Raw genomic sequence first — 17117 nt, forward strand, 5'->3', positions numbered from 1 at the left:
CGGGCCGGTTCGGGAACCGACGATGGAAGAAAAGATCCCGCTGTCCGTAGCGATCATCACGAAGAACGAGGCCGTCAACCTCCCCGGTTGTTTGGAGAGCGTCGCGTTCGCGAACCAGATCGTCGTGGTCGACTCGGGCAGCGATGACGGCACCCCTGAGATTGCACGGCGGTTCGGCTGTGAGGTGTTCCTTGAGCCCTGGAGAGGGTTTGGGGCCCAGAAGCAGGCGGCCATCGACCGCTGCCGCGAGCCCTGGGTGCTCGTCCTCGACGCCGACGAGCGGATCCCGCCGGAGACGCAGGCCGCCATCCGGTCGGTGATCGCGGCAGGAGAGGGGGCCGCCCCGGGATACAGCTTCCCCCGAAAAAATTTCTTCCAGGGCCGTTGGATCCGGCACATGGGGTGGTGGCCCGACCGGATCACGCGGCTCTTCCGCAGGGGCATGGGCCGGATGACGGAAGCCTCGGTGCACGAGGCTGTGACCGTCGCCGGGCCGGTCGTTGCCCTGGATAGCCCCATCGTGCACTGCACGGAGAGCCGGTTGAGCGAAATCCTGAAGAAGATCGACAGGTACTCCACTCTGGCGGCGGAGGAAGCCTTCCTGGAAGGGCGCCGCTCGTCGGTCTGGGGGGCTCTCGCGCGGGCGGAAATCACCTTTCTCCAGAACTACATCCTTCGACGGGGTTTTCTCGACGGCCGGCAGGGCCTCGTCCTCTCTGTCACCGATGCGGTGAACAAGTTCTTCAAGTACGCCAAGCTCAGCGAGATGAATCGCCGGGCGCAAGCCGGGGAAGAAGGTAAGAAGGTAAGAAGGTAAGAAGGTTGGTTACGTCCCGGCAGAATGCGAAGTTAGGAAGTTGGGAAGTTGAGCAGCTTGGATAAACTTCGGGCAACTAGCCGGCCTCCGGCTTCACCAAGCTTCTGAGCTTCAAAACTTCTCAACTTCTATTTTTCCGGGCCGTGGAAACGGCGATTCCGCCGCCTGAGGAGTCGTAAACGAATCACGACATGGACCTTTCCGTCATCATCGTCAACTGGAACACCGAGGAGCTTCTCCGCAACTGCCTTCGCTCCGTGTACGGGACGATCGAGAATCTGGACTTCGAGGTCATCGTCGTCGACAATGCCTCGGCGGACGGCAGCGTGGCCATGCTGAAGGTCGAGTTCCCGCAGGTGCGGAGGATCGAGAATTACGAGAACCGGGGTTTTGCCGCCGCAAACAACCAGGCCTTCCGGGTCATGACAGGCCGCTACGCGCTGCTGCTCAACTCGGATGCGGTCCTCACCGAGGGGGCCGTCCGGGCGCTCTACGGCTTCATGGAGGAGCACCCCGAGGCGGTCATGGCCTGCGGGCAGCTCCTGAACGCCGACGGCAGCAAGCAGAATTCCTTCGCCCGGTTCCCCACGATCCCGTCGCTCCTGCTCAACCTGCCGCTTCTCGAGACCGTTTTCCCCGGCCGGTATCCCAGCAAGCGCCGGGATTATTCACACCCGATCGAGGTGGACTCGTGCATCGGGGCGTGCATGATCGTGCGGAAAAGCGCCATCGACGGCGTAGGGGGCTTCGATGAGCGCTACTTCTTCTTTTTCGAGGAGACCGACTGGGCCCGGACGATGAAAGAAGCGGGCGGAAAGATCTACCACATCCCCGCGGCCAAGATCTACCACCTCCAAGGAAAGAGCGTGGGGTCCGGCGTCCGCTCGCGGATGCACTTCTACCGCTCGCGGTATCTCTACTTCATGAAATGGGAGAGCCCGTTCTATTCGCTTGTCGCGGCCATCCTTGTTGTTCTGCGGCTCGTCGTCAACTGGGCGCTCACCGGGGCCGGGGTCGTGCTGACCCTCGGGTTGAACCCGGGCCTGCGGGAGAAGTGGTGGGTCTATTCGCAGCTCATCGTGTGGCATCTGAGGGGATGCCCGTAGCGCGGCCCGCCGCGCAGGGAGCGGGGGCAAAGGTTCGTGCAGCAGGCATCTGGCAACAAGGTTGAAGATCAGAAAGCATTCTTTTTCGTCGTCCTTGCTGCTTGGTCCTTGTTGCCAGTCCATACCACCTTTTGCCGTTGATTACCGGAACGGCGGAAAAGGCAATAAATGTTCATAAAAGGGAGCCCCATCGATTTCAGCAGGGTGAGCAAGGTGCTCCTGATCCAGCTGGGGGACATCGGGGACGTGGTCTGGACGGAGCCCACGGTCCGTGCGTTTCGCGAGACCTTTCCGCTGGCGGAGGTCTCCATCCTGGCGAGGGGCGGCTTTGGGGAGCTGCTCGAAGCGCACCCGGATGTCCGACGGGTCTTCAACGTGGCCGTCGCGAAAGGGGGGATCCTCGCGGAAATCCGCGCGCAGTCCGGCCTCGTCGGTGCGCTGCGGCGCGAGCGCTTCGACGTTGTCTTCGATCTCCGGGCGGGGGACCGCGGCGCCCTGATGGCCCGGCTCTCGGGTGCCCCCGTGCGGGTGTCCCACCACTATCCGCGGGACATCCCCTTCTGGCGAAACAGCCTGTTCACGCACATCGTGCAGCCCCCGCCCCTGGAGACACTCGTCCACGGGGCGGCGGAGCAGACCCTCGCAATCATACGGGAGTTCGGCATCGACACGAAAGAAAGGGCGCCGAGACTCCATGTCTCCGAACAGGTGAAAGCCCGCGTGTCTTCCATCCTGCGCGACTCGGGACTCGAGGCCGCGGGACGCTGGGTGTCCGTCAACCCCTTCTCTCGATGGCCGTACAAGGAGTGGCCCCACGAGCGCTGGGTTCCCGTCCTCGAGGGGCTGTGGGCACGTCACCGGCTGGCGGCCGCCCTGGTCGGCTCCCCCGATGAGCGGCACAAGTCGTCCCTGCTGGCTTCACGGTTCTCATGCCCGGTCTTCGATCTTGCCGGAAAGACCACGCTGGCCGAGCTGGCGGGTGTTCTGAGCCGGGCCGCCTTCCACGTCGGCGTGGACAGCGCCGCCCCGCACATCGCGGCCGCCGTTGGGGTTCCCACGATCACCCTCTATGGGCCCTCAGACTGGCGCTACTGGTCTCCGCCGGGGAACCGGCACCTGGTGGTGGCCCCGGAGGACGAGTGCGCCCCCTGCTTGCAGAAAGGGTGCGGGGGAAGAGGATGGAGCCGGTGTCTGGAGGAGATGCCCGTCGAGCGGGTCATGCAGGCGGTCGAGCAGCTGGTGCGCGGGCTCGATTCGGAATCCGAGCCTCGGTAGAACGGCGCCGGGCGGCAGTCAGTCGAGCTTTTTCGCCTCGTCGATGAGCATGATGGGAATGTCGTCGCGGATCTCGTAGAGCAGGCGGCAGGCATCGCAGATCAGGCCGTCTTCCTTCTCTGTGAGACGGAGTTCCCCCTTGCACTTGGGGCAGGCGAGGATGTCGAGAAGGTCCTTGCTGATCGCCATGGTCCCACCTCCTAGTATGTGATCATGAAGCCGATCGTGCCGAAGTACGTGTCGATGCCGCAGTTGGGCTCCCGGAGGTCGGCGTTGGAGACATGCCGCACGCGGAACCCCAGGTCGAGTGCGGCACCGGGCATGACGCGGATGTTGATGCCGCCGCCCAACGTGTGGGCAAAGTTAAACCCGTCGGCCTGGTCGACGGTGTCTCCCGTGATAAAGAGAAATCCCGTAGAGGCAAGGCCGTAGACCGAGAAAACGTCGGACAGCGGGTATCGGTACTTGAGCCCGATGCCCGCGCCCGCCTCGAAGCTCGTTTCGTGTCCGAAAACCGTGTTGAATTGGGGTTCGAGAAACACGGTGAGCACCCCCCGATTGTCCCGCAGGGAAGGCAACCACCGCTTCATGTTCGTGCCGAGGTGAACGATGACGGGTACCGGGAGGTAGTCCCCTTCCGACACCGTGCTGTAGCCGATGCCGGTGATGAACCCGATCTCTGTGAGGAAACTGTCTTGGTGAAGAACCGGCGAGGGCTTGCCGTCGGCGGCCGAGGCGGCGGGCGCAGTCGCCAGCACGGCGAGGGCGGCCAGAGCGGTGGCGATGCGCCTGAGGGTGATTTCTCTCACGTTGTTGCCTTTCCTTCGGAGTCATTTCGCTGAAGCCGGGATCTCCCGGGGTTCACGGGCGTGCCGTTCATCTCGAAGCGCTGCGGTTCCGGGTCCCTTCTCTCACGGCCTCGAACACTTCGTCTACGCCGATCGCCTGCATGCATTCCCGCGTTTTGCAGGCCTTTCGGAAGCAGGGGCTGCAGTCCAAGTCCCTGCGGATGACGACGTGCCCCTCGCCGTAAGGCCCCGTGCGATCGGGGGACGTGGGGCCGAAGAGTGCCACGACGGGGGTGCCCACGGCCGCCGCCAGGTGCATGGGGCCCGAGTCGGTCGTGAGCAGGACCGATGCCTTCCGGTACAGGGCGGCCAGCTCCCGCAGCGTGGTCTGCCCCGCCGCCGAGGCCGATGGGGCCTGCATGAGCGCACGAATGCGCTCGATGGTCCCCTCGGGGCTCTCGCCGGTGAAGACGACGGGGAGGCCGAGTTCGCGCACGATGCGGTCGCAGACGGCCGCGAATTTCGCCTCGTCCCAGAGCTTTGTCTCCCAGTAGGCGACGGGGCTTACTGCCACAAAACCCCTCGACGTGTCAACCGCAAATGCGGAGAGAAGTTCCGCAACGCGCTCGAAATGGGCCTCCTGCAGGGCCATGGGAAACTCGGGCGTCGGGGTTGCGCAGCCCAGGTGCCGCGGCAGGTCGAGGTAGCGGTCCACGGCGTGCTTGTTCATGTCCTCGGGGATTCTCTCGTTGAGGACGAGACCGCTGCCTTCCTGCAGGCTGTCGTAGCCGAGGCGCCGCTTCCCCCTGCTCAGGAAGACGAGGACGGCGCTCTTGAAAAGGCCGTGAAAGTCGATGACGAGGTCGTACGGCCGGTCCCGAAGGGCACGGAGAAACTCCCGGATTTCCCGGAGAGCGGACGCGCGGCTGCGGCCCTCCCGGAGGTCCCGCATCCACCGCTTGCGCCGGGACACGAGGACCCGGTCGAGCATGGGGTGGTCGGCCAGGAGGTCCGCGGCGGCCTCCTCGACGACCCAGCTGATGTGGGCCTGCGGGTAGCAGCGGCGCAATACCGCGAGAGAGGGGAGAGTGTGGATCACGTCACCGATGGCGCTGAGCTTGACGATCAGGATGTTCATCTCTCGCGGTCTCTCAGGATCCACTGCACGGCCTCGAGGACATCCTCGGCAATGTACGCGGGCATGTCCGTCCGCACGATGTTGACGCCGTAACCCGTCCGGACGAGCACTCCCTTGGCGCCCGCCTTCTTGCCCGCCTCGATGTCCTTCAGCATGTCGCCCACCATGTACGAGCGGGCAAGGTCGATGTCCAACTCGGCTGCGGCCTGCAGCAGAAGCCCCGGCTTGGGCTTGCGGCATCCGCAGTCCTGCTTGTAGATGCCGTTGCCGTAGACGGGGTGATGGGGGCAGACGTAGAAGCCGTCGATGAACGCCCCATCGGCACGCAGGAGCTCGTTGATCCGGTCGTGGACGCTGCGGACGAACTCTTCCGTGAAGTATCCCCGCGCGATCCCCGACTGGTTCGTCACCACGACGGCCTTCATCCCGGCGGCGTTGACCAGGCGGATCGCCTCCGGTGTCTGCGGGAAGAGTCGGAGCTGCTCCATGCGGCTCAGGTAGTTGACCTCCTCGTTGATGGTGCCGTCGCGATCGAGGAAGACGGCGGCATGCTTTCCGTTCATAACCCTCCTCTGCGATGTCCCGCTTCCTCGAGAAGACGGGTTGAGTGTTCGAGGACCTCCTCGACGGTCACGAGGTCCATGCACCGGAAATCGGTCGGGCACTCCGGCTTGAGACAGGGGCTGCAGTCCACGGGCCTGCGGACGACAACGGTGCGTTCACCCAGGGGGCAGGTCGTCTCCGGGTTGGTGGACCCGAAGATGGCGACCGTGGGGACCCCCAGGGCCCCCGCGACGTGCATGAGCCCCGAGTCGTTCGTGATGAAAAGGTCGCAGCAGGCGATGAGCGCGATGGCGTCACCCAGGTTCGTCCTGCCGGCAACGTCGAGGAGGGGCGTCTTCGCCGCGGACTGCACCGCCTCCGTGCTGAGGCGGTCCCCGGCGCTCCCGAACAGGAGCACGGGGCATGCGTATCTCCCGGCGAGCCGGTCGGCCACGGCTGCAAACCGCTCGGGAAACCATCGCTTGGCCGGCCCGTAGGCCGCGCCCGGCGCCATGCCGACAAGCGGGCGCCGTCCGGCGATGCCCAGTTCCGCAAGGTGCCTCTGTGCCGCCTGCCTCTGGGCCTCCGAGGGGACGAGGGACACGGCCGTGCTCGACGGCCTGAAGCCCAGCGTTTCGAGCATCCCGAGGTAGTAGAGAGACTGGTGTACCGTTTTCATCCCCGGCTGCAGCCTCACCGGGTGTGTGAGCAGCAGGCCGCGGGCGTCGGTGCTGTAGCCCGCCCGGACAGGGATCCCGGCAAGCCGGGCGATGACGGCGGCCTCGAAGGCGTTCTGCAGGAGGATCGCCGCGTCGAAGCGCCGCCGCCGGAGCTCGCCGGCAAGGGTGAGAAGCCCCGCGAGACCCTCGTGCCGGCCGGGGCGCTCGTAGACCATCACGTCGTCCACGGCCGGGTGCATCCGCACGAGATCGGCCACCCAGGGCTTCACGAGGACCGTAAGATGCGCCTTCGGCAGCGTCGCGCGCACGGCGGCAATCGCCGGGAACGTCATCACCACGTCGCCGATCCAGTTGGTGCCCCGGATGAGCACATGATTCAGTTTATTGAAGTCAATGCCTTTGCCCATGGCCTTCGCTTCCGCATCACGAACGTGAGAAGGTGAGAGGGTAAGAAGGTTGGAAAATCAGTAGCAGAATTTCCCGGCATTCCTCTCCATCGAATTCAGCATGGATATGATCTCTTCGTACTCTTCATCCAGTTCCTTGAATTGCCCTGCATCAATATAACCGCAGGCGAGACAGATTTCCAACCAGCTCTGCGTCTCCGATGCTTCCTGCATCACATCGGTCAGCTTGTTCTTGAAAACGGCCACATATCGCCTTTTTCGCCAAGCCTCGGCAAGATTCGAGCATACAGAACGTGACGATCTTCGTATTTGATCCGTGAGAGAATAACGTTCTTCCGACGGAAATGTTTTGCTGATCTGAAAAATTTCGATCGCCAAAACAAGAGAACGCTGATAGACCTCCAGATCTCTAAAATGACGGATTGTCTTCTTTCTCTCCGTGTTGGTTCCCGTCATTTCTCACCTTCTCACCCTCTTACCCTCTCACCTTCTCGCAAGGGGCTGTGCCCCTTGGCATCACTGCCACGGTTTCGTCTTCCACCGCTGGTGGATCCAGAACCACTGGTCGGGGTACTTGCGCACCATGTCCTCGACCACTTTCGTGAAGCGCTGCGTGTTCACGACGAGATCGGACTCGTAGTCGCCGGTCCGGGTGATCTCGACGGGAGGCAGGATGATCAGCCGGTAGCGCCCGTCCGGCATCCGGGGCATGAAGGCAGGCAGAACCGGCGCCCCGGACTGCAGGGCAAGCACGGCGGTCCCGACCGAGGTGCAGGCCGGCCTGCCGAAGAATTCCACAAAGACGCCCTCCCGCGTGTCAACGTTCTGGTCGCTCAGGATCCCGATGATCTGGTTCTCCTGCAGCAGGCGGATGATGCGCTTTCCCGAGCCGCCCTTGGGGATGAGGGCGTTGCCGTGCTTCGTCCGGCTCCAGCCGAGCAGGTTGTCCATGACGGGGCTGTCCAGGGGCCTGTAGACGATCTGCATCGGCCGGATCATCAGGGGCACCGCGACGGTCATGAGTTCCCAGTGGCCGAAATGGGCCACGACGGAAAGCACTCCCTTGCCTTGAGACAGCGCCCGCTCGACGTGCTCGAGGCCCTCTGCGTCAGCCCAGTCTCGCAGCGTGTCCTTCGTGATGTAGGGCATCTCGAAGAGCTCGGCCATCACGAGGGCCAGGTGGCGGTAAACCCCCTTGGCGATGGCCTCGATTTCATCAAGGCTTTTCTCGGGAAAGGCGTTCCGCAGGTTGTGCAGGGCGATGATGCGCTGCTTCACCGATGCGTGGTAGAAGAGGCGGAAGGCCGCCTTGAAGATCGCCCGGCGCAGCCCCAGGGGGATCAGCCGGACGGTGAAGAATATGAATTTCGTTGTCCGCGTCGGTTCCAAGAGTCCGTTTCCTGTTCCTGATCTTGCCGCTCTTGTGCCCTTCCCGACTGTCTCACCTCGGGTGCCCTCTCCCGGGCCTCGACTGCAGGGAAGGCGAGCGACGCGTCAGCGGGCGCCGAGGCAGACACGCAGCGCCGCCTCCAGGGCGTCCGCCCCCTCGAGGATCTCCATGTCGATGGCGAGGCAGAGGAGCTTGCGTGAAAAGGCCGCGCAACCGGAGAGCTTGACCCCGTCCTTTTCCGTCGTCACGAGGATGTCCGACCCCGTTTCGCCCAGCGCCTGTTCGATCTGCCGGACGTCCTCCGCCCCGTAGCGGTGGTGGTCCGGAAAGGCCTTGAACCCCGCGAGCTTGGCTTCCAGGCTCTCAAGGGTATGACGGAAAGAATCGGGCCGGGCGATCCCGGCGAAGGCGAACATCCTTTTCCCTGCGAGAGAGGAAAGGGGCATCTCCGTCCCGTCGGCTGCGACGAGTTTCGTCGGCCGGATGCGCGTCCGCAGCATGGGGCGGCCCGAGAGAATTCTCGATAACCTCTGATCCATGGGACCGGCCGTGTTGCCCGACCGCGTGAAGACGACGACGCCGGCGCGTTCGAGAGATGCGGGCGGCTCCCGAAGGGGTCCCCGCGGCAGCAGAAAGCCGTTTCCCAGCGGCTCACGGCCGTCGAGCAGCACGATGTCGAGATCCCTGCGGATCCATCGGTGCTGGAACCCGTCATCGAGCACCAGCACATCGGCACCGAAATTCTCCCGGGCGTAGCGGCCCGTGACCGCCCGTTTGGCGCCGGCAATCACGGGGACACCGGGCAGGCGCCGGGCGATGAGGACGGGTTCGTCACCCGCCTCTTCGGGCCCCGCGAGGGTCTGCCTCCCGTCGGAGACGACGAGCACGCCGGCGGTGCTCCTGCCGCCGTATCCCCGGCTGAGCACCGCCGGACGCATGCCCCGGTCCCTCAACTTTCCCGCCAGCAGGATCGTCATGGGCGTCTTGCCCGTACCGCCCACGGCGAGATTGCCCACGCTGACCACCGGGCAGCCCGCGTTCTCCTGCCGCAGCACGCCGAGGTCGAAAAGACGGTTCCGCGCGCGGACCGCGGCCCCGTAGGGCAGGGAGAGCAGATAAAAAAAGATGCAGAGGGGCCTGCGGAAATCGTTCCGGGGGTCCCCCCACATGTTTCGGATCAGGGCTTCCACGTCCGGCCTGCCTCTCATACCCGGCATGGGCCTGTCATTCCGCACCGGTCCCCCGGTTGTTCTTTTCCTGGGCGTCATCCTTGAACTGCAGGTTGTGCAGCTTGAAGTACTCGGCCCTCTTCTCCATGAGGCTTTCGTGGTTTCCCTCCTCGACGATCTTTCCGTCTACGAGGACGATGATCCGGTCGGCGTTGCGGATCGTCGAGAGGCGGTGGGCGATGACGAGGGTCGTGCGGCCCCTCATCAGTTTCTCGAGGGCATCCTGGACCTCGACCTCGGACTCCGTGTCGAGCGACGATGTGGCCTCGTCGAGAATGAGGATGGGGGCGTCCTTCAGGAGGGCCCGGGCGATCGCGATGCGCTGCCTCTCGCCGCCTGAGAGCTTGACGCCCTGTTCGCCGATCACGGTGTCGTAGCCCTGAGGGAGCTTCATGATGAAGTCGTGGGCGTTGGCCGCCTTTGCCGCCCGGACGACGTCCTCGTCGCTTCGGCGGACGTCCCCGTAGGCGATGTTGCCCCGCACCGTGTCGTTGAAGAGGATCGTCTGCTGGGTCACGATCCCAATCTGGGCGCGGAGCGACTCGAGCGTCACGTCGCGGATGTCAATCCCGTCGATCGCGATGCGGCCCTCCTCGACGTCGTAATAGCGGGGGATGAGATTCACGAGGGTCGTCTTGCCGCCGCCGCTCATGCCGACGAAGGCGACCACCTCGCCCGCCCGGATTCTCAGGGACACGTCCTTCAGCACGGGCTCCTCCTCGTAGCGGAAGGTGACGTGCTCGATGGAGATTTCCTTCCGTATCGGGGGGAGCTCGACGGCGCCGGGTTTGTTCTGAATGGCGGGCACCGTGTCGAGGATCTGGAAAATCCTCTCGGCGCCGGCAAGACCCTGCTGAATCGTGTTGTTGACGTTCGTGAGGCGCTTGACGGGCTCGTAGAGCATGAGCAGAGCCGCTAGGAATGAGAAGAAGGTGCCCGGCGTCGAGGCCCCGGCGATGACCTGGTAGCCGCCATAGAAGATGATGGCCGCGATCCCGAGACCTCCGAGGAATTCCATCAGGGGGCTCGAAATCGCTCGGACCGAGACGGACTTCATGGTGAGCCGGAACTGCCGCTCGTTCTCTTTCGCGAACCGCCGGTTCTCGTGCTCCTCCATGCCGAAGGCCTTGACGATGCGGTTGCCCGTGATCGTCTCCTGCAGAAGGGAGATGAGGTCTCCCATGGAGACCTGGGACTCCGTGGCGATGCGGCGCATCCGGCGGCCGAACTGGGCGATGGGCCAGACGGCCAGCGGGAAGACGAGCGAGGCGATGATTGCGAGTTTCCAGTCGCGCCAGAAGATGACGAAGACGAGGCCTGCGAGCGTGAACGAGTCCTTCAACAGGCTCGTGACCGCCTCCGAGACAGCGCCCTGCAGGTAGGTGACGTCGTTGGTGACCCGCGAGATGAGCATTCCCGTGGGGTGTTTGGTGAAAAACGACAGGGGCTGCCGCAGGATGTGGCGGTACAGGTCGCGGCGCAGGTCTGTGATGATGCGGAATCCGATGTGGCTCATCAGGACGGTCTGTCCGTAGTTGCAGAGCCCCTTGAGCAGGTAGATGACGATCACGGCGATGGGGATGAGGATGAGCATATCCGCATCGCGGTTGAGGAAGATGTCGTCCATCGCCGGCTTGACAAGAAAGGCGGCTGCCGCCGTGGCCGCGCCCACCACGGCCATGCAGAGCATGGCCAGGATGAACCGCGGCGTGTGCGGTTTGACGAGCCGGAGGAGTCGAAGGTAGAGTTTCATATGTATAAAAACGGCTGATGGCTGAGGGCTAATGGCTCAAGGTAAAGAGGAACCAACCATTTCCTTCATCTTGCCTTACGCCTTTCGCCCTTCGCCTCTTGTTTGTATTCACGATTGTTTCCGGGGTCAAGCCTTTTCCCCTTCCGCCCTGTGCCCGGGTCTCATCAGTCCCAGGGCGATGGCCGCTGCGCGGCGCGCGGCACCGGGTTCGCCGAGCTTCTGCCGGATCCCCGCCAGCTCCCGGCGGATGGCGTCGCTGCGCCGGGGGTCCGCGAGAATCGCCTTCACCTCGGCGGCCAGCCGGAGCGCCGTCGCGTCCTCCTGGATCAGTTCGGGCGCCAGCGTCCTGCCGGCGATGAGGTTGACGAGGCCGATGTGCTTCACCCGGATGACCCTCCTGCCGATCGCGGCGGTGAGCGGCGAGGTCCGGTAGGCGATGACCAGGGGCGTCCCCAGCAGCGCCGTCTCCAGGGTGGCCGTCCCGGAGGCCACCATCGCGGCATCGGCGAGGCCGACGACGTCGTACATCTGCCCCGGGACGACCGTGACGGGGACGGGGCGCCCGCGGAGAATCCCGTCCACGAGCGCGGCATCCACCGTGTCTGCCAGGGGAAGCACGAACTGCGCCCCCTCGAAGTGGCGGGCGAGGATTTCCGCTGCGCCGGCCATTTCGGGCAGCAGGGCCGTCACCTCCTTCTGCCGGCTGCCGGGCAGCAGCGCCACGATGGGCCAGGCGTCGCGAAGACCGAAGTCCGCCAGGGCCTCCTCCCGGCTGCGGGTCCGCCTCACGGCATCCAGCAGGGGATGGCCCACGAAATCGACCTCAACGCCCATCTGCGCATAGACGTCTTTCTCGAAGGGCAGGATCACGGCCATCCGGTCCACGACGCGCCGGATGTGGTGGATCCGGTTCTTTCTCCAGGCCCACACCTGGGGGCTGATGTAGTAGAAGACGGGGACACCCGCATCCTTGGCTGCCGCAGCGAGACGGAGGTTGAAATCAGGGTAGTCGATCAGCACGAGGAGCTGCGGGGCTTCCTCGCGGAGCATCCTTCGCAGGCGGAAATAGACCCCGGCGATGAAGCGGAGCTTCGAGAAGACCTCCGTGAGGCCCACGACGGCCATCTCGGAAGAGCGGGCGATGAGCCGGACGCCCTCGGCCTCGAGGTTTTTCCCGCCCACGCCGCAGAAGGCAATCGCCGGGTCGAGGGCCTTCATCTCGCGGACCAGATGCGCCCCGTGCATGTCCCCCGAGGCCTCGCCGGCCACGACCATGACGGCCGGGTGATGTTCCTTATGCAGTGGCGCCATTGATCACGTTGCTGATCCGCTGGATCTCCTCCTCCGTGATTTCGGGGAACATGGGGAGCGACAGGACCCGCCGGGCCGCCTCTTCGCTGGCCGGCAGGTCCCCGTGGCGGCATGCCGTGCCGGCGCGGAAGACCTCCTGCCGATGCAGGGGCACGGGATAGTAGACGGCGCAGGCGATGCCGGCGGCCGCGAGCGCTTCTTGGAGCCTATCGCGCTCGTCCGTCAGGAGGGTGAACTGATGGTAGACGTGACGGCAGTCCGGCGCCTCGAACGGCAGGGCGGTACCGGCCCGTCGGATGTGCGTTCCGTAGAGCGCGGCGGCCCGCCGCCGGCCCTCGTTGAAGGCGTCGATGTGACGGAGCTTGACGCGGACGATCGCCGCCTGGATCTCGTCGAGGCGGCTGTTGTAGCCCAGACGGCTGTGGTAATAGCGGACGGCGCTGCCGTGGTTGCGCAGCACCCTGAGTGTGGCGTCCGTTTCGGCGTCGGCCGTGATCACCATGCCGCCGTCGCCGCAGCACGCGAGGTTCTTGCTGGGGAAGAAGCTGAAGCAGCCCGCGTGCCCGAGGGTCCCCACGAGCCGTCCCTTGTAGCGGGCGCCGAAGGCCTGGGCGCAGTCCTCGATGACCTTCAGGCCGTGCCTTGCCGCGACGGCGAGGATCGGGTCCATGTCGCAGGGCTGCCCGAAGAGGTGAACGGGGATGACCGCCTTCGTTTTCCCCGTGACGGCCTCCTCGAGGTGCGAGGGGTCGAGGTTGAACGTCCTTGGGTCAATGTCGACAAAGACGGGCACGGCGCCAAGCAGGCCGACCACCTCTGCCGTGGCGATAAAAGTGAAGGGGGTCGTGATGACCTCGTCGCCCGCCCCGATCCCGAGGGCGCGCAGCGCCAGCAGCAGGGCGTCGGTTCCGTTGGCCACCCCGACGGCGTGCGGGACGCCGTGGTACCGGGCCACCTCGGCCTCGAGCGCCGACACGTTCGGCCCCAGGATGAACTGGGTCTTGTCCAGAACGTCCAGGACGGCCGCGTCGATCTCCTCCTTGAGCTGCAGGTACTGCCGGCGCAAATCCACCATGGGGATCATAGCTTGAGATCCCTCCCCGTTCTCATCTTTTCGTTGATGAGCAGGGCCAGCTCCAGGGACTTCCGTGCCTCGAGGCCCGAGACCCGGGGCGGCGTGCGGTTCACGACGCAGTCGACAAACGCGCGGATCTCCTCCTCGAGGGGGTCATGCTGGCGCACCTGGACATCGTTGAGCCCGATCTCCATCTTTCCCCCCTCTTTTTGCCTGCGTGCCAGAGAAACGACCTCGCGCTTGCTGAAGTCGACGGAGTGGTACCCCTCGAGGCCGAAGAAGCGCAGCTTCTGCATGTGCTTGAGGGTCACCCGGCTCGCCGTGATGTTGGCGACGCAGCCGTTCTCGAAGGTGAGCCGCACGTTGGCGATGTCGACCTTGTCCGTGAGCACCGAAACACCCACGGCCTCCACGTTCACGAGGGGGGAACGGACGTAATGAAGGATGAGGTCGAGGTCGTGGATCATGAGATCGAGGACGACGTCCACGTCGGTGCCCCGCTCGACGAAGGGGTGCAGGCGGTGGGCCTCGATGAAGAGCGGACGCCGGATCACCCGGTCGAGGGCGACAATGGCCGGGTTGAAGCGCTCGATGAACCCGACCTGCAAAACACAATCCCTCGCCGCGGCCAGCGCGATGAGGTCGTCGGCCTCCTCCAGGGTGGCCGTGAACGGCTTCTCCATCAGCACGTCCTTGCCGGCGGCCAGGAAATCCCTCGCCACGGCGTGGTGGGACCGGGTGGGGACGGTGATGCTCACGGCGTCCACCTGCTCCACGAGCTCCCGGTGATCGGCAAAGACCGCGCAGCCGAACGCCGCCGCGGCCTTGTCGGCCCTCGGCCGCTCGACGTCGGCAACGCCGACGATCCGCACGTTCTCCATCTTCTGGTATTTCTGGAGGTGGTAGTTCCCGAGGTGCCCGATCCCCACCACGCCCACGCGTATCTGTTTGCTCATCGCTTATCGTCTATCCGAAACGCCGCACAAGCCTTCGAGCCTGCGGGGCGAAGTTGAGAAGGTGAGAAGTTTGGAGAGTCTCGGGTACACAGGGTACACAGGGGGGCTGTCTGATCCGTCAAGCTTCCCAACTTCAAAACTTCACAGCTTCGTTTTATCTCGTGACCCCCCTTTTGGAGGTCTCGATGAACTCGATGAACGCCCGCACCTCGGGCAGGTCAGGCACCTCAGCGCGGGCCCTCTCGGCGGCCCGGGCAACGGTGAGCGAAGAGCGGAAGAAGATCCTGTAGGCCTGCTTCAGGGCGGCGATGGTCTCCTCGGAGAACCCCCTGCGCTTCAGGCCGATGAGGTTGAGGCCGTAGAGTGAGGCATAGTGTCCCGCCGCCGTCGTGAAGGGCGGGACGTCCTTCGTCACCGCGGAGGCCCCGCCGATGATGCAGTGCTGCCCGATCCGGGAGAACTGGTGGATGCCCGTCAGCCCGCCGATGATGGCGAAGCGCTCCACGTGAATGTGACCGGCCAGGTTGGCCGCGTTGGCCATGACGATGTTGTCCTCGAGCAGGCAGTTGTGGGCCACGTGGCAGTAGGCCATGATCAGGTTGTTGTTTCCGATCTTCGTCACGCCGATGTCGGCCGTGGTGGACCGGTTGATCGTCACGAACTCCCGGATCGTGTTGTTGTTTCCGATGACGACGCGCGTCTCCTCGCCCTTGTATTTGAGATCCTGCGGCGGGGCCCCCACGGATGCGAATTGGAAGATGCGGTTGTTCTCGCCGATGTCCGTGTGGCTCTGGATGACGACGTGGGGGCCGATGACGGTCCCTTTCCCGATCGAGACGCTGGGCCCGATCACGCTGAAGGGGCCGACCTCCACGCCTTCGGCGATTTTTGCGTCAGGCGAGATGACGGCGGACGGATGGATTTTCATGTCATTGTCCTTCACGGGCTTGCTGCATAAGGCGTATGGCAAGGCAAAGGCCGACCACAGGGGTGCCGGCCCTGCTGTCCCCTTTTACGGCCTCGATTTTTCAGGGTTTGCGTTTTTTTCCAGCTCTTCTATTCTCTTCTTGAGTTCCATGACGGTCCTGTGCATCTCCGGCAGGCGCATGATGTGGGCGTTGAGGCGCAGCCATTCCTGGTGGGGCATGGCCGGGGCGCCGGACATGATGCGCGAGGCGGGGATGTCCTTGTTGATGCCGGCCCTCGCCGCGATCATGACGTTGTCGCCGACCTGGATGTGCCCCACGAGCCCTGCCTGGCCGCCGATGATGACCCGCTTGCCCAGCCGGGTGCTGCCGGAGATGCCCACCTGGGCCACGACGATCGAGTTCTCGCCGACGACGACGTTGTGCGCGATCTGGACGAGGTTGTCGATCTTGGCGCCGCGCTGAATCCAGGTCTTCCCCAGGGTCCCCCGGTCGATCGTGGTGTTGGCCTGAATCTCCACGTCATCGTCGATCTGCACGATCCCCACCTGGGGGACCTTGCGGTTCTCGATGCCGGGGTTGGCAAACCCGAACCCGTCGCTCCCCACGACGACGCCGGCATGGAGGATCACGCGGCTGCCGATGATGCAGCGGCGGTAGACCGTCACGTTGGGGTACAGGATCGAATCCTCGCCCACGGAGGCCTCGGGGCCGAGGTAAACACCGGGATACAGGACGGAGCCCTGTCCGATCCGCGCCCCCCTGCCCACGTAAGCCCCCGGGTACACGGTGGCCCCCTCCGCCACGGAGGCCCCTGGACCGATGAAGGCATCGGGGCTCACCCCCCGAAACTCCTGCTCTTCGGGGTAGAAGAGGGCGAGCAGCCGGGCGAGCGCCGCGTAGGGGTCCTTCACGACGAGGAAGTTCTTCCCCGTCCCTTCGACGGGGGCCTTGACCAGGACCGCCGAGGCGGCCGTCGAGGCGACCTTCTTGCGGTACCTGGGGTTGGCGAGGAACGTGAGGTCCCCCTCGCCCGCCTCGTCGAGCCCCTTGATGTCGCGGATCTCGACGGCGCCGTCCCCCACGACGGATCCCTGGAGAAACGCTGCGATCTCGGAGAGGGTCCTCCCCATGGGAATCACCGATCCGGTCCGGTCTACTTCTTGCCCTTGGCGGGTGCCGAGGCGGGCTTGCCGCCGCCCTTGTTGTACTCCTCGATGATTTTCTTCGTGAGGTTGTCCTCCTTGTCGTGGTACACGACGACGGGGTTGTTGAGATCGAGGATGGCGTCGTACTTGCCTTCCTTGCCGACTTTCTCGACGACCTTGAGGATCTCGGGGATCATCTTCTGCGTGAAGGCCTGCTCCTTTTGCGCCAGCGCCTCGTTGGCATCCTGGACCATGCGCTGGTAGTCGCGGAACTTGGTCTGGTAGCTCGCCTCCTTGTCACGGTACGCCTCTGCCGTGAGCACGGACTTCTGCTTCTCGAGCTCGTCCTTGAGCTTCTTGAGCTCCTCCTCCTTCTTCGCGATTTCGGCCTTCTTTTTCTCGACTTCCTTTTTGAACTCCGCCGATGCTTTCTTTCCCGCATCGGAGTCGTGGAGGATCGTCCGCATGTTGATGAATCCGATCTTCTGCGCGGCGGCCTCCGTGGCCGACAGGGCAAAGACGGCGGCGATGGCCAGAAGGCCGATCAGGGTCAGATGCTTTTTCATGTTGGTCTC

At 64.5% G+C, this 17117-nt stretch carries 18 protein-coding genes; 3 read left to right on the forward strand and 15 right to left on the reverse strand.

Annotated elements, in window-relative coordinates:
• Positions 1-34 precede the first annotated feature (34 nt).
• From HPY67_10845 to rfaQ, 3 genes are all read left to right on the forward strand, one after another.
• Entirely contained in the window at positions 35-817 is a 783-nt protein-coding gene (locus HPY67_10845) for a glycosyltransferase family 2 protein (protein NPV05216.1), read from the forward strand.
• 191 nt (positions 818-1008) lie between these two features.
• A complete protein-coding gene (locus HPY67_10850) occupies positions 1009-1923 on the forward strand; it encodes a glycosyltransferase family 2 protein (GenBank protein ID NPV05217.1) in 915 nt (304 codons plus the stop codon).
• Between the two features lie 168 nt (positions 1924-2091).
• Positions 2092-3198 (forward strand): putative lipopolysaccharide heptosyltransferase III, encoded by a 1107-nt coding sequence (gene rfaQ / locus HPY67_10855; protein ID NPV05218.1) that lies wholly within the window; start codon positions 2092-2094, stop codon positions 3196-3198.
• Between the two features lie 18 nt (positions 3199-3216).
• Here the strand turns inward: rfaQ and HPY67_10860 are convergent, their stop codons facing one another.
• The 15 genes from HPY67_10860 to HPY67_10930 form a co-directional block, all read right to left on the reverse strand.
• Complete coding sequence (locus HPY67_10860; GenBank protein NPV05219.1) at positions 3217-3387, reverse strand: Trm112 family protein; 171 nt, start codon at positions 3385-3387, stop codon at positions 3217-3219.
• A gap of 11 nt (positions 3388-3398) precedes the next feature.
• Positions 3399-4007 carry a hypothetical protein gene (locus HPY67_10865; protein NPV05220.1) on the reverse strand — a complete coding sequence of 203 codons (609 nt, stop codon included), beginning with the start codon at positions 4005-4007 and terminating at the stop codon, positions 3399-3401.
• Positions 4008-4074: 67 nt separating this feature from the next.
• On the reverse strand, positions 4075-5124 hold the full coding sequence (waaF, locus tag HPY67_10870) for a lipopolysaccharide heptosyltransferase II (protein NPV05221.1): 1050 nt from the start codon (positions 5122-5124) through the stop codon (positions 4075-4077).
• Entirely contained in the window at positions 5121-5687 is a 567-nt protein-coding gene (locus tag HPY67_10875; protein NPV05222.1) for an HAD family hydrolase, read from the reverse strand. Before HPY67_10875 ends, waaF (HPY67_10870) begins: the two co-directional genes overlap by 4 nt.
• Positions 5684-6754, reverse strand: a complete 1071-nt coding sequence (gene waaF / locus HPY67_10880; protein ID NPV05223.1) for a lipopolysaccharide heptosyltransferase II — start codon at positions 6752-6754, stop codon at positions 5684-5686. Before waaF (HPY67_10880) ends, HPY67_10875 begins: the two co-directional genes overlap by 4 nt.
• A gap of 57 nt (positions 6755-6811) precedes the next feature.
• Positions 6812-7210 carry a four helix bundle protein gene (locus tag HPY67_10885; protein ID NPV05224.1) on the reverse strand — a complete coding sequence of 133 codons (399 nt, stop codon included), beginning with the start codon at positions 7208-7210 and terminating at the stop codon, positions 6812-6814.
• Positions 7211-7270: 60 nt separating this feature from the next.
• Entirely contained in the window at positions 7271-8143 is an 873-nt protein-coding gene (locus tag HPY67_10890) for a lysophospholipid acyltransferase family protein (protein ID NPV05225.1), read from the reverse strand.
• 105 nt (positions 8144-8248) lie between these two features.
• Positions 8249-9361 carry a tetraacyldisaccharide 4'-kinase gene (gene lpxK, locus HPY67_10895; protein ID NPV05226.1) on the reverse strand — a complete coding sequence of 371 codons (1113 nt, stop codon included), beginning with the start codon at positions 9359-9361 and terminating at the stop codon, positions 8249-8251.
• A 7-nt stretch (positions 9362-9368) separates the two neighbouring features.
• Positions 9369-11126 carry a lipid A export permease/ATP-binding protein MsbA gene (gene msbA, locus HPY67_10900; protein NPV05227.1) on the reverse strand — a complete coding sequence of 586 codons (1758 nt, stop codon included), beginning with the start codon at positions 11124-11126 and terminating at the stop codon, positions 9369-9371.
• A 126-nt stretch (positions 11127-11252) separates the two neighbouring features.
• Positions 11253-12401 (reverse strand): lipid-A-disaccharide synthase, encoded by a 1149-nt coding sequence (gene lpxB, locus HPY67_10905; GenBank protein ID NPV05228.1) that lies wholly within the window; start codon positions 12399-12401, stop codon positions 11253-11255.
• Between the two features lie 19 nt (positions 12402-12420).
• Entirely contained in the window at positions 12421-13521 is a 1101-nt protein-coding gene (locus tag HPY67_10910; protein NPV05229.1) for a DegT/DnrJ/EryC1/StrS family aminotransferase, read from the reverse strand.
• Positions 13518-14468, reverse strand: a complete 951-nt coding sequence (locus HPY67_10915) for a Gfo/Idh/MocA family oxidoreductase (GenBank protein NPV05230.1) — start codon at positions 14466-14468, stop codon at positions 13518-13520. Before HPY67_10915 ends, HPY67_10910 begins: the two co-directional genes overlap by 4 nt.
• A 154-nt stretch (positions 14469-14622) precedes the next feature.
• Positions 14623-15396 carry an acyl-ACP--UDP-N-acetylglucosamine O-acyltransferase gene (gene lpxA / locus HPY67_10920; GenBank protein NPV05231.1) on the reverse strand — a complete coding sequence of 258 codons (774 nt, stop codon included), beginning with the start codon at positions 15394-15396 and terminating at the stop codon, positions 14623-14625.
• An 84-nt stretch (positions 15397-15480) separates the two neighbouring features.
• Entirely contained in the window at positions 15481-16527 is a 1047-nt protein-coding gene (gene lpxD, locus HPY67_10925) for a UDP-3-O-(3-hydroxymyristoyl)glucosamine N-acyltransferase (protein ID NPV05232.1), read from the reverse strand.
• A 23-nt stretch (positions 16528-16550) separates the two neighbouring features.
• A complete protein-coding gene (locus tag HPY67_10930) occupies positions 16551-17108 on the reverse strand; it encodes an OmpH family outer membrane protein (GenBank protein ID NPV05233.1) in 558 nt (185 codons plus the stop codon).
• Between the last annotated feature and the right edge of the window lie 9 nt (positions 17109-17117).

Source organism: Syntrophaceae bacterium (genome assembly GCA_013177795.1).
In the GTDB taxonomy this organism is placed as follows: domain Bacteria; phylum Desulfobacterota; class Syntrophia; order Syntrophales; family UBA2192; genus UBA2192.